We start from the raw sequence: 20,048 nt of genomic DNA on the forward strand, positions 1-20,048 counted from the left end.
GGCGCGCCTGCTACGGCGCGCAGGTGAAGCTCGACGCCTCCGTCACTGGGCCGCTCTTGTAGTGCGGCCACGTTGGCCAGCGGCACAGCGGCAGCGCGCGAAGCGTCGCAAACGACGGCGCCTCGACCTTCTGCTCGGTAACTTCCAGATCGCCGGGCGCCCTGCCCTTTTCGACCCAGTCGACCAGCACGCTCAGCATGTCGACATTGGCCGGCGCGCCGGAGCCGACATGGTCGACCCCTGGCGCGGTGTAGAGCCGCGCGAACTCGGCCGTCTCGGCTTTGCCGACCTTGCGTTCGACGTTCTCGAAATAGCGGATGCCGGCATAGGGGCTTTGCGCGTAGTCCGCCATATGTTCGAGCATGATCAGCCGGCCGCCGCGAGCGCGGAAGCGGCTGAGGTCGGGGTCGGTGGAATCCATCAGGCTGGAGACCTCGAGCAGCCGCGCCTTGTGCGCTTCGGGCTTATACGTCGTCACGTCGAGCTTGGGATCGCGCGCGAACACGTATTGGATGCCGCCGGCGCCGTAGATCCAGGCGATGCCATTATTGGGCGCGGGCGGCTGCGCGGGAGGCGCCGTGCCAAGCCACCACGCGACCCAGCCGCCGGTCGGGCCGACCGCCGGCGTGTCCTCGCCCGACACGCCCCAGCCTGGATAATCGTCGAGGCCATTGGCGAGCGCGAACGGGAATTTGTAGGTCGCATGCAAGGTCTCGATCGCCTTGATCTGTGCGTCGGTGAGGCACTGATCGCCCGTCTTGCCGCTCGCGCAACGCAGCGTCTCCGCCTTGAAGGCCGCCTTGCAGGAAACGGGATCTTGCACCAGCGCGTCATCGGAGCCGTCGGCCTTGTCGCAAGCGGCCCGCACGGCATCGCCGACTAGCTTCACCTGCGCCGGATTGATCCAGCCATCGCCCATGGTCACGAGCCCCGAACGCGTGCCGGCATGCTGCAGGCCGACCCAGTTGATGACGGGCACGCGAGCAAAGATGCCGTCGAAATCATCAGGGTAGCGCTGCGCCATGGTGAGGCCTTCGCGGCCGCCTTCGGACGACCCCATGAAGTACATTTTCTCCGGCGCCTTGCCGTAAGCGCGCTGCATCAGCGCGACGGCGGCATCGCGCACCTTCTTGTAGGCGCGATGGGCGAAATTCTCGAAGGCTTCGTCGTTGAGCGCGAACAGCTGCGGCGGCTCGCCCGGCTTGGACTCGTGACCGGAATCGGTGCCGTAGGTGACGAAGCCGCGCGCGAGCGGCGACGGCTTGTCGAAGGGATAGGCCGGCGGCAGCGCCAGGCCCGTGATCAGCACGCCATTGAATCCGCCGCCGCCATATTGCAGCGAACGGCCGTTCCATTCGACGGGCAAATTGACCTGAAACTTGATCGGCGGCGCCTTGGGATCGGTGGGATCGATGTGGCCGAGCACCTTGCAGAAGCCGGGATTGGCGGGCGTGACGCGCCCCGACGGCGTCGGGCCGCGTTCGGCGACGGCCAGTTGCGAGGGCGCCAGCAACGTCGCCGAATCGATCACGGCGTCGGCGCCGCCGACGAGGCCGTTGCAGACAGTGTCCGCATCCTCAGTCAGCGTCACCGCTGAAGCGGAATTCGCGCCCAGCGCGCCCGCTGCGCCCACCAGCAATGCGCACAGCTTCACATGGATTTGCGCCATCGTTTCCCCCTGAGTTTCTGTTCGTTCTGCCAGCAGGCCGCATTCAAGGCGCCCTGCGGCCGCTCGTCAATGCAGTGCTAGTGCTCAAACACCAGCCGCGCGCCGACGGTGCCCTCGAGGCTGCGGATCTGCTGCAGCAGCGCGCCTGAATCCTGGCCGCCGAGGTCGGCATCGAGCACGACGTAACCGAGGTCGCCGGAGGTCTCCAGATATTGCGCGGCGATATTGATGTCGCGCTGGAGGAAGACCTCGTTGAGCCGGCGCAGCATGCCGGGCACGTTGCGATGGACGTGGCTGAAGCGCGCGCCGGAGGGACGCAGATGCAGCTGCACTTCCGGAAAATTCACCGCGCCCGTGGTCGATCCGGTGATGAAAAAGTCGACCAGCTTGCGCGCCACCTCGCCGCCGATGCGCTCCTGCGCCTCCTCGGTCGAGCCGCCGATATGCGGCGTGAGGATGACATTGCCGAGGCCCTGCACCGGGCTGTTGAAGCGGTCCGAATTCGAGGACGGCTCGACCGGAAACACGTCGATGGCGGCACCCGCGAGATGGCCGTCGCGCAGAGCCCCCGCCAACGCATCGAGATCGACGACGGTGCCGCGGCTGTTGTTGATCAGGAGCGAGCCGGGCTTCATCGCCCGCAGCTCCTTCTCGCCGATCATCCCTGATGTCTCCGGCGTCTCCGGCACGTGCAGGCTGACGACGTCGCTCTGCGCGAGCAGCTCCTCCAGCTTCTCGACTGGCTCGGTGTTGCCGTGGCGGAGCTTGTCGGTGCGGTCGAAATAGATCACGCGCATGCCGATCGCCTCGGCCAGGGTCGAGAGCTGCGAGCCGATATTGCCGTAGCCGATGATGCCGAGGGTGCGGCCGCGCACCTCGCGGCTGCCGGTCGCCGACTTGTCCCAGCCGCCCTCATGGGCCGACACCGAGCGCGGGAAAATGCGCCGCAGCAGCATCACGATCTCGCCGATCACGAGCTCGGCGACGCTGCGCGTGTTGGAGAACGGCGCGTTGAACACCGGAATGCCGCGCTTGCGCGCCGCCAGCAGATCGACCTGGTTGGTGCCGACGCTGAAGCAGCCGACGGCGAGAAGCTGGTCGGCGGCCTCCAGCACCTCATCGGTGATCTGGGTGCGCGAGCGGATGCCCAGCAATGACACGCCCTTGAGCGCCCGCCGCAAATCCTCGCCGTCCAGCGCCTTGGTCAGGCGCTCGACATTGGTGAAACCCGCCGTTCTGAACAGGTCCACGGCGCTGTCATTGACGCCTTCGAGCAGCAGCGCCTTCGCGCTCCGCTCAGGGCTTCGGCCTGGGACTGACATGAAATCTCCGTGGGTCACAGCTTCGCCGCAGCTCATAGACCGCGGGGGATGCGCAGCACAATAGGGTTCGGATACGGGGAGAAGATGGCGGAGCGGTCGTCAGATCACGTAAAACCCGTGCGTCCCGTCCAGACGCAATTGTTCGACCAGGCCATATTCCCAGTCGAGATAGGCCTGCATCGCGCGTTCGTCGACGCCGGTGCCTTCATAGGGGCGGCGGTAGCGGTGAGCGGGGTCCGGCTTGGGGAAGACGTGCAGCGGCCCGATTTCGAGCGCGCCGTCGTAGCCGCCTTCCTGTACATAGACCTCCCAGCCCATCTGCGCGAGCCAGGACGCCGTCATGTCGGCGCGGACGCCCTTGTCGTCGGTCAGCGCGATGCGCGCGCCGCGTACCGGTGCGGCCATGTCGGTTTCCTGGACGAGCTGGCCGCCGGGATAATGGCGAAAGCCCGGGAGATGGCCGGCTGCATATTCCTCGGCGTCACGCACGTCGAAGCGATAGAGCGTGCGATCGGTCTGCGCGACAAGCGCAGCCATCTCGCTCGCACCGATGTGGCGCACGCCGGCGCGATAGGCGACATCGCGCGCATTGGCCGGACCGCCCTCGAACGGCCCGATCGCGCCACGCCTGTTAGCACCGTGGTCGAGCGTATGCCGCGCCAGCGTCCAGCCGATAGTGCCGTTGCGCAGCGCCCGGACCTTGTTCGGCACGCCGGCATTGATCAGCGATTGGGTGCCGATGATCGAGCGGGTGCGGCCGGCGCAATTGACGATGATGGTGGTGTCGGCATCGGGTGCCGCCTGTCCTGCCCGCAGCACCAGCTCCGCGCCGGGCACGCTGACCGAGCCCGGAATGTTCATGGTAGCATATTCGTCGAAGCGGCGGACGTCGAGGATGGCAATGTTGGCCTTGTCCGCGATGAGTTTTGCCACCTCGTCGGCACTGAACGAGGGCGTGTGCCTACGCGACTCGACCAGCTCGCCAAAGGCTTTGGAGTAGGAGTTGACGTCCTCGAACATTTGATGGCCCGCGTCGCGCCAGGCCTTCAGTCCGCCATCGAGCGCGCGGACGTTGGTATAGCCGAGCGCGGCCAGCCGCTCGGCACCCGCGGTGACGAGCCCTTCGCCGTCATCATAGAGCACGATCGGCACATTCTTGCGCGGCAGCCTGACGTCCGCTTCGATCGCAATCCGATCGGCAGCCATGTTGGCGGCGAACAGCGGATGTCCCGTCGCGAAACCAGCCTCGTGCCTGAGATCAAGCAACGCGATCTCCTCGCGGAGCAGCAGTGCACGGCGGATGTCGGCGGGAGTGACGGTGGTGATCTTCATGGCGTAAACCCTGACGAGGATTGGCCATGGGCTTTTGAACGATTGCAGAAGTGTTGGCTAGCCTTTGCGGCAGCCCGTTCATTCGCCGGGAACAAGCCGCCCGAGCCGTGGCTGCGCCAGCCGCCTCAGCTTTCGACGCGACAAATAAAGCAAAACGCCGGTGACCGCGAACAGCGGCATCAGCACAGCCGCGAGCATGAACGCGAGCTTGCCGGGCCAGCCCAGAAATGCGCCGCGGTGGATATCGAGCACGTTCGCGATGGTCTTCTCGCCGAGGGTCTTATCGGAATAACGCTCCGCAGACACGAATTGGCCTGTGATGGCATCGACGCGGAATTCGTCACGGGTGGTGTCGAGGGTCGAGTCTTTCCCCCAGGAGCGGATCCGTATCACCGTGCCCGGACCGGCGGGCAGCGTCAGCAACGCCTTGGAGAAACGGCCGCCCTCTTCGTGCAGGAAGGCGGCCCACGCGCGATCAAAGCCGATCGGCTGTGCCGTCTCGCTGACACCGGCAGCACGCGACGCCTTTGTGGGCATCTTGGGCTGCATCTTCGCCGCGGCGATCTGCGGGCGCGACAGCAACCAGACGACGCCATCCTTGTACCAGTCGAACGAGTACCAGAGCCCGGTGAACGTCATCACCAGATAGACCGGCAGGACCCAGGTGCCGATCACCGCATGCAGCGACCGATGCAGACCGCGGCCACTGAGCCCGAGATTCGGCTTCAGCCACATCTTCACGCTGCCTGCACGACGCGGCCAGCGCAGCTCGAGGCCCGAGATCAGCATCACGATCAGGCCGAGCGCGGCCACGCCCGTGATCTGGCGCCCCCAGCCCTTGGCGTCGCCGGGAATCAACAGCCAGCGATGCAGCTTGCGCACGGTCGCGAAAAACTCTTCGCCGTCCGGTGTGCCCAACACGCGCGCGTCATAGGGATCGACATAGAGCGAGGACGGCCGCGCGCCTCGTTCGTCGCGGGCGAAGCGCACATGCACCGCGGCGGACGGATCACTCGCCAGCGTCACGGCGGAGATTTTGCCGACGTCCTGCGCCGCAGTCAGGCGCGCAACCAGTTCGTCCGGCATCAGCGCCGGTGCCTGGCGCGGCGCGACCTGCATGATGCCGGCGTTGAGATGATCGACGATCTCGTCCTCAAAACTCATGATCGCACCGGTCAGTGCGATCACGGCGAGCAGCAGCGCCAGCACGAGGCCCGCGATGGAATGGACATGAAGCAGAGCGGCCTTGATCGCGCGCCAGGACTCACGCATCGGCGCGAGCCCTCCTGCTCGGCGCGATCATCCGAAGGGCGTCCCTGCGCGACATGCCCATCGCTAAAACTTCACCGTCGCCGACAGCGAGACCCGCCGCGCGTCGCCGAGGGCGACGTTCAGATTATTGACGGCGGAGGGATAGTAGACAGTGTCGAACAGGTTCTTGACGTTGAGCTGGTAGATCACCGGCGTGTTCTGGTATTTCATCTCATAGGTCGCGAAAATATCGGCGACCACATAAGGGGGCAGGAAGAAGGAGTTGATCGAATCGCCGGGACGATCACCGACATAACGCGCGCCGCCGCCGAGGCGGAGCTGACCCGGCAGGGCTGTGCCGAAGTCATAGACCAGATAGAGCGAGGCCGTGTTCAGCGCGACGTTCTGCAGCTTCCTGCCGAGCAGCGTGACATCCTCGGATGCCGTCACGCGGGCATCGGTGTAGCCGTAACTGCCGATCAAGGCCCAGCTGTCGGTGAGCCTGCCGGTGACATCCAGCTCGACGCCGCGCGAATGAGCACGGCCCACGGTGTGGAGTTCCACGACGCCTGCGCTGTTCGTCTTGGTCGTCTGCACGTTCTTCTTGTCGAGATCGTAGAGCGCCAGCGTTCCGGAGATGCGCTTGTTCAAATCGAACTTGACGCCGGTCTCGTATGACACGCCTTCTTCCGGCGCGACGTTGGAGCCGATCGTGACGCCGATCGGCGCAATGGTCGAATTCGGCTTCAACGATTCAGTATAGCTCGCATAGAGCGATATCTGGTCGGTGAGCTTGAAAATGGCGCCGCCGAGCGGAAGCATCTTGTCCTGGGACACATTGGTGTTGGTGACAAACGGCTTCCCGCGCCCGGCGATCTGGTCGTAGTCCATGTAGCGCACGCCGCCGACCAAGGCGAACCGCTCTGTCAGATGCAACGTGTCCTGGACGAATATCGACCACTGGCCGAGCTTGTCGGTCTGCGCACTGTCTGGATTGGACCCCGTCGTTCCCGGCCCGATCAGGCCGTAAACGGGATTGTAGACATTGAAGGCGGGCGTTGTCTGCCGGATCAGATTGTCCCGGTAGATGGTGCGATACTGGCCGTCGCCACCGAACACCACGTCATTGCGCATCTCGCCAAGCCAGAAGCCGCCAGAAACGTAGGACGTTCCGTAGCTTGCGTTGCTGAGCGAACCCTGCGTGCCGTCGTTGCTGCGGGTCTCGGCGCCTGTCGTGAAGTTGATGCCGGTGATACGAAGCTGGTTGGCGCTGAAGGTCTCGGTGTTGTAGCTGTAGCCGGCGTAGAGCTTCCAATCCTGATTGAAACGGTGCTCGACAGACGCCTGGATCAGGTCCGACGTGCCCCACGTGTTATTGAAGGGCTCGTCGAGCCGGCGCGTCTTGGGCACCGCCAGCGGCGCCTTCGTCACCGGATTGAACGCCGTGCCGCGATCGAACGGATAGATGAACTCGCGATGCTCGTAGTTGAGCTGCACCGTGGTGTCCTGGCCGTACCAGGCCAGTGACGGCGCAACCAGCATCTCGCGATGGCGGCCGAAATTCCGCCAGTAATCCTCGCTGACGCCGTAGCCGATGAAGCGATAGGCCAGGCCTTGATCACCGATCGGACCGGTGATGTCGAGCAAGCCGTCGGCGCCGGTCTTGGAAGCACTGAAGGCCGAACCAAGCAGCGTAACCGAGCCGTGCTGGTACAGCTCCGGCCGCTTGCTGATCGTGTTGACGATGCCGCCGGGATCCATGATGCCGTAGAGCAGCGAGGCCGGCCCCTTCAGCACCTCGACGCTTTCGACTGCGGGATTGAAGCTGCGCCCCTGCACCAGCGGCATGCCGTTGCGCATGATCGAGCCGTCGCGGTTGTCGCCGAAGCCGCGGCGGATGACCGCGTCCTGGCTGCCGGCGAGCGTGTTGGTCTGGGTGATGCCGCTGACGTTGATCAGCGCGTCGTCGATGTTTCGCGGGAGCTGGTCCTTCAGCACCTGCTCGGGCACCACGTTGACAGCCTGCGACGTATCGAGCGGCGAAGCGCCGCTGCGCAGCGTGGTCGCGCTCGGCATCGCGCGGTAGCCGAGCTTGGCGGCCTGTTGCGCGGCGGCTTCCGCGGCCGCGCGCTCCGAGAGCGTCGGCGCTGCGGGTGCGGGATTGCGATTGCGCTGGCGCGCGGCGGTCTGAGCGCGGCGTGGGGACTGGTCCGATGCACGCGCCGCTTTCGGCCGCGGTGCCGGCGCCTCGACCGTCACCGGCGGCAGAGCCGATTGCGCTTGGGCGGCCGTCGCGCTGAAGGAAGGTGCGCCGAGCAGAACGGCTGCTCCAATGAGGAGGACTGCGCAGCTCGTGCCGGCAGGAGTTCGACGGCCGCTGACGCGCTGGCCATCCAGATGAGCACGCACTTTCGATTCACTTCCAAGTCAGACGCAGAAGCTGGCGCGTCTAACAGCCGTTGTTCGTGAAGAGAACCGCAAGCGGCCTTGAATCGCTCTAGTGTTGAATGGTTCTAGGCTTTGATCGCGCTATTCGGCAATCCTCGATGGATTGCGCAGCGACCGCGACACGCAGCGCGCGAATTCGCGGCAACGTGTCGCGGCTTCGCGCGATCTCACGCGATCGCGGGAGCCATCAGCTCGTCGAGCTTGCGCTTGAGCGCGGTGCCGTCGGACAAGGCCCGGAGCGGCGGCCGCACGCGTAGCCAGCTCGCGTCGCCCGTCTGTGCCGCGAGGATGGCTTTCAGCGTCGTGAGGAAGGATGGTGATTTCACCATGATGTCCACGGCAGCCTGCATCCGTGCTTCGACATCCTTGCCGTCGATCATTGCCTTGACCAGCTCCGGCGCGATGTTGGCCATGCCGCAGATGGTGCCGGCACCGCCGGCGGCGATCGCGCGGGCGATGTCAACTTCGTTGCCGACGGTGATGGCGAGCTCGGGAGCGGCGGCACGGAACGCCTGGAACTGCTTGAAGTCGCCGCTGGAGTCTTTCAGGCCTGCAACGACCTTGCCGTAGCGCTTGCGCAAATTCGCGGCGACGCCGGTCGGGATCGCGACACCCGAGATCTGCGGGATATGATAGAGGTAGGCACGCAGGCGATCGTCGGCGACGCCGTCGAGGATCGCCGCAAAGGCATCCTCGATGCCTTCAGGGCTGACGCTTCGGTCGAAGTAAGGCGGCAGATACAGCACGTGGCGCAGGCCGAGACCGAGCACGGCACGCGTCAATGCGATGCTGTCGCCGATCGCGGGGAAGCCGCCGCCGATTCCAATTCGGTCCGGCGCAACGCCGGCCTTGAGCACGGCTTCGATGGTCGCGACGCGTTCGGCGACATTGAACGAGGTGCCCTCGCCGGTGGTGCCGAACAGCACGACACCGTCGATGCCCTTACCGAAGAGTTGCTTGGCGCGGGCGGCGAGCTTGGCGGAGTTCACGCTGCCGTCCGTCGCCAACGGCGTCGCCGAAGCCACCCAGAACCCGCGAATTGCCTCCGTCATCGCACCATCCGTTGCTGTGGCTTCGCACCACGTCTGATCTCGGACGATCAAACCCAGAGCTTGGCAAGCCTTATTTTTGCTTTACTTTACGGCTTGTACCTTACATACAACAAGGGCGCAAATCCTTTCCGCCGTCATGGCGCGCATAACACGCAGCCAGATTCCGAGGAGGTCTCGCATGGACATGGTGACCCCGGTCGAGCGGCCCACCCAGTTGCTCGGCGCCTTGCGCGACAGGCTCGGCGCGGCCGCCGTGCTCGTTGGCCCGGACGTGCCCGCGCGCAATTGCAACGACTGGAGCGCGAGCCTGCCGCAAACGCCGCTCGCGGTGATCCGCCCGGTCGATGCGCAAGGCGTGGCCGACGCGATTCTGACCTGCCGGCAGGCGCATCTGCCGTTCGTGCCGCAGGGCGGATTGACCGGGCTGTGCCGCGGCGCATCGCCTGAAGCAGGCTGGGTCGCGATCTCGCTCGAGCGCATGAGCGGGATCGAGGAGATCGATCACGCCTCGATGACGATGACGGTGAAAGCAGGCACGCCGCTTCAGACGATCCAGATGGCAGCCGACGAAGCCGGCTTCTTCTTTCCGCTCGATCTCGGCTCGCGCGGCTCCTGCGCCATCGGCGGCAACCTCTCGACCAATGCCGGCGGCAATCGCGTGATCCGCTATGGCATGACGCGCGAACTGGTGCTCGGGCTCGAAGTCGTGCTGCCCGACGGCACCATCATCACTAGCCTCAACAAGCTGATGAAGAACAATGCCGGCTACGATCTGAAGCATCTGTTCATCGGCTCGGAAGGCACGCTCGGCATCATCACCCGCGTGGTGCTGCGGCTGTTTCCAAAACCGCGTTCGACCATGGCCGCGCTCTGCGCGCTCGAGGACTATGCCGCGGTGATCGCGCTGCTCGGCGCCGCGCGAAGCGGGCTCGGCCCGCTGCTGTCGGCGTTCGAGGTGATGTGGCCGGATTACTGGGACGTGATCACGTCGCGCGCAGGCGTCAAGCCGCCGGCCGCCGCAGGCCATGGCCTCTACGTGCTGGTGGAAGCGCAGGGCACCGACGAGAGCCTCGACGCACCGCGCTTCCAAAGCTGGCTCGAAGAGCTGATGGAGCGCGGGCTTCTCGCCGACGCCGCCGTGGCGCAATCGCTGGCGCAGACGCAAAGCTTCTGGCGCGTGCGCGACATCTGTGCCGAGTTCGGCCAGGTGCTGGGGCCGCACATCTCCTACGACATCGGCCTCGCCGTGGCGCGGATGGACGAGTTCGTCACGCGCTGCAAGGCGGCGCTGGCTGATGGCATCGACGGATGCGAGAGCGTCTATTACGGCCATATCGGCGACGGCAATCTGCATCTCGTCTCCTGGGTCACCGGCCTTGCCGTCGAGCAGCAGCCGAAGGAAGAGATGGACGCGATCATTTACGGTCTCGTGCGCGAGATGGGCGGCAGCGTCTCGGCCGAGCACGGCATCGGCACGTTGAAGAAGAAGTGGCTGGGTCATGCCCGCAGCGAGGCCGAGATCGCGCTGATGCGAACGCTGAAGGCCGCACTCGATCCCGATCATCTGCTCAACCCCGGCAAGGTGATCTGAGAGAGCCGATGCGATCGCTGAAGCTCGATGCACCGAAATCGCTGTCGCAACGGGTCGTGCAGCGGCTGCGCCAGGCCATCATCGACGGCGAGTTCGCGCTCGGCGCCGCCATCTCCGAGGAGATGGTGGCCAACTCCTTCGGCGTCAGCCGCACCCCGGTGCGCGAGGCGATGGGTCAGCTGCAGGCGCAGGGCCTCGTCGTGATCCGGCCGCAGGTCGGCAGTTTTGTCTTTACGCCAAGCGCGGAAGACGTCACCGCGCTCTGCACGTTCAGGATCGCGCTGGAGCCCAAGGCCGCTGAGCTCGCCTTCCACCATGATCGCGCCGGTGCGATCGCGACGATGAGCGAGGCGATCGCGGCGATGGAGCCGGCGATTGCAGCCAGGGACAATATCGCCTATGGCCGCGCCGATGCCGCTTTCCATGAGGCGCTGTTCGCCCATTGCGGCAACCGCTATCTCGCCGAATCCTATCAGCTCGCATCCAGCCGCGTCGCGGCACTCCGCACCAATTTGACTTCGCCGATCGACGTGCGCACGCGCACGTCCTTCGACGAGCATCGCAAGCTGCTCGATCTGTTCGCCCGCGGCGAGTTCGCCGCCTTCGCGACGCTGATGACCACGCACGTCACCAATTCTGGCGTGGTCTACGCCAAAGCGCTGCAGGTCGATTGAGCGCTGCTACCGCGCATTTTTCGTGCCGGGCCTGTCCAGAAAATCCAGCGCGGTGTTGATCTGTTCGAGCTGGTGTTCGATTTTGTCGCGGTCCTCGGCCGTGGGCGCCTTCTCGAGCTGCTCAACCAGCTTCTGCTTTCGGAGCAGCAAGTTCTCTATGACTGTACTCACGGCTCCCCCATCCGCCAGGGGCGAACATCGAGGCAATATTACACCCCGGAGGCGAGCGCGCGCCAGCCGGGCCCAGCGCAACCCTGCATCAGAATGTTCGCGAGGGCAGTTGGTTCCTGCGCGTGACCCGAGAAGGTGCAGACAGCTGATGGCGGCGCTCGCGAACGGTTAACGCGGTCGCACGCCCGGGCTGCCGGTCGCGGAACCGGATCTTTCACCTGCCCGTCGGTTGTATTCGGAGGCCCGGAGTCCTATGCGTATGCGCCATGGACATCCAGATCATCGCCGCCGAAAAACCCCTGATGGCGCAGGCACGCCCGCACAAGCCGGCGCCGTTCCTGCCGATGAGCCGCGCCGAGATGGATGCGCTCGGCTGGGACGCTTGCGACATCGTGCTGGTGACGGGCGATGCCTATGTCGACCATCCCAGCTTCGGCATGGCCATCATCGGCCGCCTGCTGGAGGCGCAGGGCTTTCGCGTCGGCATCATCTCGCAGCCGGACTGGCATTCGGCCGAGCCGTTCAAGGCACTGGGCAAGCCAAAAGTCTTCTTCGGCGTCACCGGCGGCAACATGGACTCCATGGTGAACCGCTACACCGCGGATCGTCGCCTGCGCCATGACGATGCCTATACCGCGGGCGGCGAAGGTGGCAAGCGGCCGGACCGCTGCACCGTCGTCTACGCGCAGCGTTGCCGCGAGGCGTTCAAGGGCGTCCCGGTCGTACTCGGCGGCATCGAGGCCTCGCTGCGCCGGATCGCGCATTACGATTACTGGTCCGACAAGGTGCGCCGCTCGGTGCTGGCCGACGCCAAGGCGGACCTGCTGCTCTACGGCAATGCCGAGCGCGCCGTCGTCGAAGTGGCCAATCGTCTCGCCGCCGGCGAGGCGCCGCGCGAGCTCGACGACATCAGGGGCGTCGCGCTGTTCCGCCGCGTGCCCGACGATTACACCGAGCTGCACGCCGACGATATCGACTCCGCCGATGAGGGCGCTTCGCGCACGAAAGGCTTGACCGTGATCCGGCTGCCCGCTTTGGAGCAGGTCGAGCAGGACAAGGAAGCCTATGCGCGCGCGTCCCGCGTGCTGCACCGGGAGAGCAATCCCGGCAATGCGCGGCCGCTGGTGCAGCGCCACGGCGATCGCGATCTCTGGCTCAACCCGCCGCCGATTCCGCTGACCAGCGAGGAGATGGACGCCGTCTACGATCTTCCTTACGCGCGCGCCCCGCATCCGTCCTACGGTGACGCGAAGATCCCGGCGTGGGACATGATCAAGTTTTCGGTGACGATCATGCGCGGCTGTTTTGGCGGCTGCACCTTCTGCTCGATCACCGAGCACGAGGGCCGCATCATCCAGAACCGGTCCGAGGGCTCGATCCTGCGCGAGATCGAGAAGATCCGCGACAAGACGCCGGGCTTCACCGGCGTGATCTCGGACATCGGCGGTCCCACCGCCAACATGTACCGGATGGCGTGCAAGGATCCGAAGGTCGAGGCGGCGTGCCGGCGGCCGTCCTGCGTCTTCCCCGAGATCTGCCCGAATCTCAACACCTCGCATGACGATCTGATCCGGCTCTATCGCAAGGTGCGCGAGACCAAGGGCATCAAGAAGGTGATGGTCGCCTCCGGCGTGCGCTACGACCTCGCGGTCGAAAGCCCCGAATACATCAAGGAGCTCGTCACCCATCACGTCGGCGGTTATCTCAAGATCGCGCCCGAACATACCGAGCGCGGGCCGCTCGACAAGATGATGAAGCCCGGCATCGGCGCCTACAACCAGTTCAAGCGGATGTTCGATGCCGCGGCCGAACAGGCCGGCAAGAAATACTACCTGATCCCGTATTTCATCGCCGCGCATCCGGGCACGACCGACGAGGACATGATGAACCTCGCGCTGTGGCTGAAGAAGAACCGCTACCGCGCCGATCAAGTGCAGACCTTCCTGCCCTCGCCGATGGCGACCGCGACGGCGATGTACCACACCGGCGTCAACCCACTGCGCGGCGTGCGGCGCGGTGGCAGCGACAAGGTCGAGGCCATCAAGGGCCTGCGCCAGCGCCGCTTGCACAAGGCGTTCCTGCGCTACCATGACCCCGACAATTGGCCGGTGCTGCGTGAAGCCCTGAAAGAGATGGGCCGCGCCGATCTGATCGGTTCGCGCCCCGACCAGCTGGTCCCCGCGCACCAGCCGCCCGGCACCGGCAAGGCCGCCGGCACGCGGCGGCCGGTTCGTCCAGACGGCAAGACGCAGCGGTTCACGACCAAGAATTTGCGGGTGATGAAGTAGCGGGCGAGCCGGATCAGGTCCGGTTCATCCTCGCACTGTCGTGCCCTCAAAACAAAAACCTCGAAAACAACCCCATGCACAGTAGCCGGCATGAACGGGATCAATGACTTAGGCGATTACCGAATCCGTTGAATCCGCCGGGCGAGATAACGGAAAAACGAAAATTAGGTTTTAACGAAATATTGACTCGTCGGGCAAAACAGGCGCAAGATGCCATTGTCGCGGCACGCGTGATAGGGCGAGCGCCAACCGCTACTCCGTATCGATATCCTCGAGCTTCATGCGGAGGCCACGCTGCACTTGCTTCGCAATGGCGAATAGCCCTTCTCGCTTGACGATTGTTTAACCGCAATCAGCATTGCAGTTGCATTGTTTGAAACTCTCTATTCTCGATTGCGCTAACTTCGGGCAAGAGCGATTTCTCGGCCCGGAGAAGCAAATGAAAATAGGCCTGGCACAGAGGCGGGTGATGCGCGGGACTGCCTTCCTGTCCGTGCTCTGGTGGTTCTGTTCTGCGGCAATTGCGTCTGACGCCCAGACTTACCAGACGGCTGCTGCCGTTGCCGTAAGCAAGCTGGACTTTGAGCGAGCCATTCAAATCTACTCCAAAGGGCTCGAACAGCAATTCAGTCTTGAGGACCGGGCGGAACTGCTGCGGATGAGGGGTGTAACGGCTCAGCTGGCAAAAAGATGGGATCAAGCCGAGGCCGATTTCACGGCGGCCGTCGAAATGGTCGGCTCTACCGACCCGCGCGCTTATATAGGCCGCGGCTTTTTCTATCACCACCAAGGTCGCTTTGAGCTTGCGCTGGCCGACTACACCGCCGGGGCGAAGCTGTTCCCGGATAACGGGGCTTTCCCCAATGGCCAGGGGCTGGCGCTTGTGGAACAAGGCAAGTTCAAGGAAGCAATCAATCGATTTGACGAGGCAATAAGACTTGATCCGACGTCGGGCGCCTTCATGTTCGGACGGGCCGAGGCCTACAATCGTTCGGACCGACCGCAAACCGCGCTGGACGATTACGACAAGGCGCTGGCACTCGGATATCTTACGCAAGACGATACCTATCGACTTCGCGTGGGCGTTGGAGACGCACATCTCAAACTGAAGAATGAGAGGGCCGCGGTCGAAAGCTTGAATAAGGCTGTCGAACTCAGCCCCAACTCCACTACGGCCCTGAGGTATCGAGGACTGGCCCATGAACGGGCAGGCGAGCTTGATCGTGCGTATCGCGACTACGAGGCTGTCTTAATACTGAATCCTGGCGACGAATTCGCCGTGAAGCGGCTGCAGAGACTCCGCTCGAAGTAGGGATCAACGGTCGCCTGATCTACAGCTGTTACCTCGGATATAGCATTGGAAGGCGCCAAGCATGGTACCAGCAGACTACGTCTTTGGCTTCGCTATCGCGTTGGTCGTCGGGTTAAACCTTTATCTTGGCCCACGTATCGAAACCGAGCGCGTTGCTATGCAATGGGGCCCCAACGGCGAGCCAATTTGGTACGCCCCAAAATGGCTTGCTATGTGGGGGATGATTGCCTTCATGGCCGTGGTCCGGTTCTTCATCTGGTTCGCTTCGACATATTCCCCGCGGCATGTGCACGGTACTGAATTAGGGATAGTCATTTTCTCGCTGATCGCTGCCGGTTCTCACCTGTTCGTTTTAATGAAGGCGAGAACGACCCTCTGAAACCAGCTCAAGGGCAAATCGGCTTTGGACTGCTAAGAGAGGCGTTCAATGAAGCTCCCAGCTATTCTGAGATATCTAGCAATTTTGACAGCCGTTTCTTCAGGCGGAACTTGGGCCGACGACTGCAAGCCAATTGTGGAGGCTTTGGCGAAGCAGGCGAACACGTCGTTTCGCGTTCTCTACCATGGGACCGAGTGGGACAAGAATGGTCTATGCAGGTCGTACGCAGGCATATCCCGACACAACGCGAATGAACCCGCTTACGCTCCCTATAAGGAAATTGAGGCTTTCCCCAAGGTCTCGGCCTGTCGCATGTTGGGTGCAACAACAACAAAGGGGATCACTACCGAGCATTTTTACGCCACTCTGGAAGGAGATGCGGCTGGAAAGCAGCTCTCGGAATTTTGGATTTCGCCTGAGACGGGTCTGGTCCGCAGGCGAGAAGATCGCCTCGATAAGACGACGATCATCGAGTACGACTACAACAATCTCGATAGCATCTTCTAAAATGTCCGCTTCGGGTCAAAAGGCGCGCTTGCAACATTGTCTGCTTAGGTCTGCTTTCCCACGGAGGAGCGTCACCTAGGCACACGCGCCTTTCCATGCTGCCATCTTTCCTCCGGCCGAGATGTCGCAAATTCCTCCGGTCATCCATATGTTGCCTCCATGAAAAAAATCGGATTCCTCTCCTTCGGGCACTGGACGCCCTCGCCGCAATCGCAGACCCGCTCGGCTGCGGACACGCTGCTGCAATCCATCGAGCTTGCGGTTGCGGCGGAAGAGCTCGGCGCCGATGGCGCCTATTTCCGCGTGCACCATTTCGCGCGCCAGCTCGCCTCGCCCTTTCCGCTGCTGGCCGCGGTCGGCGCCAGGACCAGCAAGATCGAGATCGGCACGGCCGTGATCGACATGCGCTACGAGAACCCGCTGTATATGGCGGAGGACGCAGGCTCTGCCGATCTCATCGCCGGCGGGCGCCTCCAGCTCGGCATCAGCCGCGGCTCGCCCGAGCAGGTGATCGATGGCTGGCGCTATTTCGGCTACGGGCCGGCCGACGGCGAGAGCGACGCCGACATGGGCCGGCGTCATGCCGAGGTCTTTCTCGACATCTTGCGCGGCGAAGGTTTTGCAAAACCCAACCCGCAGCCGATGTTCCCAAATCCACCGGGGCTGTTGCGGCTCGAACCGCATGCGGAAGGCCTGCGCGAGAGGATCTGGTGGGGTGCCGGCTCGAACGCCACGGCGGTCTGGGCCGCCAGGCACGGCATGAATCTGCAGAGCTCGACGCTCAAGAACGACGAGACCGGCGAAGCCTTCCACGTGCAGCAGGCCGCGCAAATCCGTACCTATCGCGCAGCCTGGAAAGAGGCCGGCCACCCCCGCGAGCCGCGCGTCTCCGTCAGCCGCAGCATCTTCGCGCTGATCGACGATCGCGACCGCGCCTATTTCGGCGGCGAGCGCGGCAGCGAGGACCAGGTCGGCTTCATCGACCCGCGCACCCGCGCGATCTTCGGCCGCTCCTATGCGGCGGAGCCTGATGTGCTGATCGAGCAGCTCCGAGCGGACGAGGCGATCGCCGAGGCGGACACGTTGCTGTTGACGATTCCGAACCAGCTCGGCGTCGACTATTGCGCGCACGCCATCGAGGCGATCCTCACGCATGTGGCGCCTGCGCTGGGGTGGCGGTGACGCCTGGACTGCCGCACAATTTTTAAAGGTTACGGCTTTTAAAGGCTACGTCGCGGGCTGGTAGTGTGCCAGCCGCTCCGGATCGGCATCCGGAACGGAGACCGTCTGCGCCCTGATCTGGCTGCCGATGACCAGTCCGGTGAGCGAGAGCATGAGCCCCAGCGCCAGCGGCGCGAACAAGGCCTCTTCCTGAAACAATCCATTCAGCAGCACGACCATGACGCCGAAGCCCGCGAGCCCCTGCGTCAGATATCCGGAGAACGCATAAAGACGCCAGGCCTTCAGCGCCACCGCGAAATGAAACGCCAGCGGAACGAGGGCGGCGATGCCCATCTGGTACAGCAGGACCCCGATCGCACTCTCGACGGCGCCGTTGGTCGTTCCGGCGGCCTGCGCGGCGCTCCAGTCGATCGAGAAATAATCGTCCGACAGATTTCCGCCGACGCCCAGGCCGCGGCCAAACGGCTTTTCGAGAAATCCGTTCAAGCCGCCCATGAGGCCGAGGACGTGATAGTCGCCGATCTGCAAGCCGACGCGGATCGCGACAATTGCAAACACGATCAAGGCCACGAAGCCGAGCCATAGCGTCACCACGGCGCCGAGCAGACGGGTCGATATCCAGGCCGTGGCGACGAACACCACCACGATGAGCGCTCCCTTCACGCTGCAAACGATCAGCAGCGGCAACGCCACGAGGGCCAGAACCGGACGCCCTACCGAAAACAGGAAAAGCCCGAAAAACGCGATCCCGTACGCGAAGCTGATCGGGTGCATATTCGGCCCGTGGATGCGGAGGATCTTCGACACGCCGAACCCTTCGAGCAGGGGCGTATTGAGAAAGTCGAAGCTGAAGCGATCCTTCAGATCGACCGGCACGTTGCCGGTGGCGCGCATCTCGGCTTCCCAAGCGCCGGAGCGGGCCGCCTTGAGCTCGTCGAAACCCCAGAACGTGTAGCCGTTGGTGACGGCCAGCCAGAAATCCCGAAACGCAAACTCGACGTATCCGCACAGGATCAGAATGACTCCAAGCGTCACCAGGAACGGCGTGGCGCGAACCTCATAGGTCGCGGCCGTCAGCAGCGAGAGCTGAAACAGGAACAGCGGCAGCACGATGTTGCGCAGATAGACCGTTGCCGCCTGGCCGTCCTGGACGAAGCCGATCGCGAAATACAACGACACCACGGCGAGGGTCACGACGCCCCAGCGCATGATCTGATTGACCTCAGTCGACCGGTTCCTTTGGCCGGCGACGTAGAGCCCAAATGTCGTCAGCCACATCACGGAGCAGACGAGAAAATTATAGCCTTTGATGAAGTCCAGGTCGGACGGCGCCGAAATCAGCGGCGACAGGATCGAGACGAACAGGTTCTGGAAGAACAGGACGAAGATCGCGATCGCCGGCGCGTAGGTTGGAGCCGCAACCACGATGGCGATGGCGACGAGAACTTCGACGGTCAGGGACAGGACCGGGCTCGCCCCGTGCAGGACCGGCACAAAGCCGATGGTTGCGATGGCGATGCAGAGCGTCGGGATCAGCTCGCGCCAAGGCGAACGTGAAGGCGAACGCGAAGGCTCGGGACAGCCCGCCTGCACGGCTTGAAGATGCGGTGAGGTCCCGCCACTCATGACTCGTCCTTTGGCGCAGCGCGGCGGCCACGATAGCGGCAGGATGCGTAAGGATTCGTTAACGATGACGGACCGGCTTCAGCGGCGGCCCGGCTTCGCGGCGCCGAACAGCGCGCGCATGACGTCGGGATCGGGCTTGCCGGTCCCGTTTTCGAGCAGGCCGAATCCCTGCGCCAGCTCCCAATGCGCCCAGCCCCAGCAATGCGCCCGCGCATATGCGGTCACGGCCGCGAGCCAGCGTACGCGGCTGTCCCGGGGCGCCGCGGCTTTCAACACGCCAAATTCGTTGATGATGATCGGCCGCGAAAATTGCTGCTGCCACGCGACCGCGGGCGCGAGCCAGCGGCTGATATCCGGCTTGTCCCTGGCGGCGGCAATCGCCGTGTCGAGCATGAGGAGCGCCTTCGTCGCGCCTCTGTCCTGCAAATCCCGGCGGAGCGCCTGAACCCCGGGATCGCCGGCGCTGATCGGATAACGCAGATCCGTGATGTCGTGCAGCGGATCCTGCACGTCCCAGTGGCCCTGGTGTGTGAACACCATGGGATCGTAGAAATGGATGGCGTAGACGACGTTTGGATCCGGCAACGGGCGAAACCGCGGCAGCGAGTCCGCGCGTTGCCAGTCGACCGGGCCGACGATCAGCGTGGTCGCGGGAAGCAATTGGCGAACGAAGGCGGCGAGCGTTTCGACCTGCTTTTGCCATCTGTCGGCTTCGATGTCGGGCTCATTGAGCAGCTCGGCGAACACGCGGTCGGCCGGGAACGATTGAATGACCCGGGCGAGCGTGCCCCACGCATCCTCCAGCTCGCGCAGCGAGGCGTCGGCGTCGTCCTTGTGCAGGCGATTGAAACGATCGCCGGGATGAAGATCGACGGAGATTGAATAGCCGAGCGAGATGAGCTGCTTCAATGCCTTGTCGAGCGCACGCAGCGTCTCATCGCGTTCCGCTTTCGAAGCGAAGCGCAGCATCACGCGCTCGGCCGGCACCGGCAAGCGGACATGGCCCATCCCGGCCTTGCGAAGCTGCTGCAGCAATTCGCGAGTTGGAGGCGCGGATTTTTCGCCATTGATCCAGCCGTCGGCATTGAACCCGCGCGACAGTGCGGCGAGCCTGTCCGGCGCGACGGTCTGCGAGGCAGGTACGCAAGTTTCGGCCGATGTCGCGGAGGCGAGCGACGTTGGCATCAAGATCGTGGATAGCAAGATCGTGGCAAGGAGCAGACGACGGCACGGCGTCGCCATCG

16 protein-coding genes are annotated in these 20,048 nt (G+C 64.1%); 7 read left to right on the forward strand and 9 right to left on the reverse strand.

Annotation, left to right across the window (positions count from 1 at the left end; translation table 11 throughout):
* Nucleotides 1–10: 10 nt before the first annotated feature.
* The 6 genes from AC0L23_RS09990 to AC0L23_RS10015 form a co-directional block, all read right to left on the reverse strand.
* Nucleotides 11–1,669, reverse strand: a complete 1,659-nt coding sequence (locus AC0L23_RS09990; RefSeq protein ID WP_085361143.1) for a tannase/feruloyl esterase family alpha/beta hydrolase — start codon at nucleotides 1,667–1,669, stop codon at nucleotides 11–13.
* Between the two features lie 77 nt (nucleotides 1,670–1,746).
* Nucleotides 1,747–2,991 carry a phosphoglycerate dehydrogenase gene (gene serA, locus AC0L23_RS09995; RefSeq protein ID WP_085351563.1) on the reverse strand — a complete coding sequence of 415 codons (1,245 nt, stop codon included), beginning with the start codon at nucleotides 2,989–2,991 and terminating at the stop codon, nucleotides 1,747–1,749.
* Between the two features lie 99 nt (nucleotides 2,992–3,090).
* On the reverse strand, nucleotides 3,091–4,323 hold the full coding sequence (locus AC0L23_RS10000; RefSeq protein ID WP_085361144.1) for a rhodanese-like domain-containing protein: 1,233 nt from the start codon (nucleotides 4,321–4,323) through the stop codon (nucleotides 3,091–3,093).
* A gap of 78 nt (nucleotides 4,324–4,401) precedes the next feature.
* Nucleotides 4,402–5,595 carry a PepSY-associated TM helix domain-containing protein gene (locus tag AC0L23_RS10005; protein ID WP_473356833.1) on the reverse strand — a complete coding sequence of 398 codons (1,194 nt, stop codon included), beginning with the start codon at nucleotides 5,593–5,595 and terminating at the stop codon, nucleotides 4,402–4,404.
* A gap of 63 nt (nucleotides 5,596–5,658) precedes the next feature.
* A complete protein-coding gene (locus AC0L23_RS10010; protein WP_085361145.1) occupies nucleotides 5,659–7,983 on the reverse strand; it encodes a TonB-dependent siderophore receptor in 2,325 nt (774 codons plus the stop codon).
* A 206-nt stretch (nucleotides 7,984–8,189) separates the two neighbouring features.
* Complete coding sequence (locus tag AC0L23_RS10015) at nucleotides 8,190–9,074, reverse strand: dihydrodipicolinate synthase family protein (RefSeq protein ID WP_085361146.1); 885 nt, start codon at nucleotides 9,072–9,074, stop codon at nucleotides 8,190–8,192.
* Nucleotides 9,075–9,252: 178 nt separating this feature from the next.
* Between AC0L23_RS10015 and AC0L23_RS10020 the strand changes: the two genes are divergently transcribed.
* Together AC0L23_RS10020 and AC0L23_RS10025 are read left to right on the forward strand one after the other, a co-directional pair.
* Nucleotides 9,253–10,665: an FAD-binding oxidoreductase gene (locus AC0L23_RS10020; RefSeq protein WP_085361147.1), complete on the forward strand. Its 1,413-nt coding sequence runs from the start codon at nucleotides 9,253–9,255 to the stop codon at nucleotides 10,663–10,665.
* An 8-nt stretch (nucleotides 10,666–10,673) separates the two neighbouring features.
* Nucleotides 10,674–11,339 (forward strand): GntR family transcriptional regulator, encoded by a 666-nt coding sequence (locus tag AC0L23_RS10025; protein ID WP_085361148.1) that lies wholly within the window; start codon nucleotides 10,674–10,676, stop codon nucleotides 11,337–11,339.
* A gap of 6 nt (nucleotides 11,340–11,345) precedes the next feature.
* Here the strand turns inward: AC0L23_RS10025 and AC0L23_RS10030 are convergent, their stop codons facing one another.
* Entirely contained in the window at nucleotides 11,346–11,510 is a 165-nt protein-coding gene (locus tag AC0L23_RS10030; RefSeq protein WP_162847272.1) for a hypothetical protein, read from the reverse strand.
* A 266-nt stretch (nucleotides 11,511–11,776) separates the two neighbouring features.
* Here AC0L23_RS10030 and AC0L23_RS10035 point away from each other — a divergent pair, with 266 nt between their 5' ends.
* The 5 genes from AC0L23_RS10035 (at nucleotide 11,777) to AC0L23_RS10055 (ending at nucleotide 17,178) form a co-directional block, all read left to right on the forward strand.
* Nucleotides 11,777–13,798, forward strand: a complete 2,022-nt coding sequence (locus tag AC0L23_RS10035; protein ID WP_085361149.1) for a YgiQ family radical SAM protein — start codon at nucleotides 11,777–11,779, stop codon at nucleotides 13,796–13,798.
* Between the two features lie 373 nt (nucleotides 13,799–14,171).
* Complete coding sequence (locus tag AC0L23_RS10040) at nucleotides 14,172–15,110, forward strand: tetratricopeptide repeat protein (RefSeq protein WP_085355343.1); 939 nt, start codon at nucleotides 14,172–14,174, stop codon at nucleotides 15,108–15,110.
* Between the two features lie 61 nt (nucleotides 15,111–15,171).
* On the forward strand, nucleotides 15,172–15,489 hold the full coding sequence (locus AC0L23_RS10045) for an SdpI family protein (protein WP_085351573.1): 318 nt from the start codon (nucleotides 15,172–15,174) through the stop codon (nucleotides 15,487–15,489).
* Between the two features lie 48 nt (nucleotides 15,490–15,537).
* On the forward strand, nucleotides 15,538–15,996 hold the full coding sequence (locus AC0L23_RS10050) for a hypothetical protein (protein WP_085351574.1): 459 nt from the start codon (nucleotides 15,538–15,540) through the stop codon (nucleotides 15,994–15,996).
* A 159-nt stretch (nucleotides 15,997–16,155) separates the two neighbouring features.
* The gene (locus AC0L23_RS10055; protein WP_085351575.1) at nucleotides 16,156–17,178 is read left to right on the forward strand and encodes an LLM class flavin-dependent oxidoreductase; all 1,023 of its coding nucleotides are present in this window, start codon (nucleotides 16,156–16,158) and stop codon (nucleotides 17,176–17,178) included.
* A 45-nt stretch (nucleotides 17,179–17,223) separates the two neighbouring features.
* Here the strand turns inward: AC0L23_RS10055 and AC0L23_RS10060 are convergent, their stop codons facing one another.
* Nucleotides 17,224–18,804, reverse strand: a complete 1,581-nt coding sequence (locus AC0L23_RS10060) for a hypothetical protein (RefSeq protein ID WP_018453044.1) — start codon at nucleotides 18,802–18,804, stop codon at nucleotides 17,224–17,226.
* A 78-nt stretch (nucleotides 18,805–18,882) separates the two neighbouring features.
* Nucleotides 18,883–20,046, reverse strand: a complete 1,164-nt coding sequence (locus AC0L23_RS10065) for a glycoside hydrolase family 5 protein (protein WP_085361153.1) — start codon at nucleotides 20,044–20,046, stop codon at nucleotides 18,883–18,885.
* Nucleotides 20,047–20,048: the final 2 nt, after the last annotated feature.

It is taken from the genome of Bradyrhizobium sp. MI1.4, from assembly GCF_055811315.1.

Coding starts and splice junctions, on each gene's coding strand:
- AC0L23_RS09990 (WP_085361143.1), bottom strand. CDS start 1,669: ATGGCGCAAATCCATGTGAAGCTGTGCGCATTGCTGGTGGGCGCAGCG.
- serA (WP_085351563.1), bottom strand. CDS start 2,991: ATGTCAGTCCCAGGCCGAAGCCCTGAGCGGAGCGCGAAGGCGCTGCTG.
- AC0L23_RS10000 (WP_085361144.1), bottom strand. CDS start 4,323: ATGAAGATCACCACCGTCACTCCCGCCGACATCCGCCGTGCACTGCTG.
- AC0L23_RS10005 (WP_473356833.1), bottom strand. CDS start 5,595: ATGCGTGAGTCCTGGCGCGCGATCAAGGCCGCTCTGCTTCATGTCCAT.
- AC0L23_RS10015 (WP_085361146.1), bottom strand. CDS start 9,074: ATGACGGAGGCAATTCGCGGGTTCTGGGTGGCTTCGGCGACGCCGTTG.
- AC0L23_RS10020 (WP_085361147.1), top strand. CDS start 9,253: ATGGACATGGTGACCCCGGTCGAGCGGCCCACCCAGTTGCTCGGCGCC.
- AC0L23_RS10025 (WP_085361148.1), top strand. CDS start 10,674: ATGCGATCGCTGAAGCTCGATGCACCGAAATCGCTGTCGCAACGGGTC.
- AC0L23_RS10035 (WP_085361149.1), top strand. CDS start 11,777: ATGGACATCCAGATCATCGCCGCCGAAAAACCCCTGATGGCGCAGGCA.
- AC0L23_RS10045 (WP_085351573.1), top strand. CDS start 15,172: ATGGTACCAGCAGACTACGTCTTTGGCTTCGCTATCGCGTTGGTCGTC.
- AC0L23_RS10050 (WP_085351574.1), top strand. CDS start 15,538: ATGAAGCTCCCAGCTATTCTGAGATATCTAGCAATTTTGACAGCCGTT.
- AC0L23_RS10055 (WP_085351575.1), top strand. CDS start 16,156: ATGAAAAAAATCGGATTCCTCTCCTTCGGGCACTGGACGCCCTCGCCG.
- AC0L23_RS10060 (WP_018453044.1), bottom strand. CDS start 18,804: ATGAGTGGCGGGACCTCACCGCATCTTCAAGCCGTGCAGGCGGGCTGT.
- AC0L23_RS10065 (WP_085361153.1), bottom strand. CDS start 20,046: ATGGCGACGCCGTGCCGTCGTCTGCTCCTTGCCACGATCTTGCTATCC.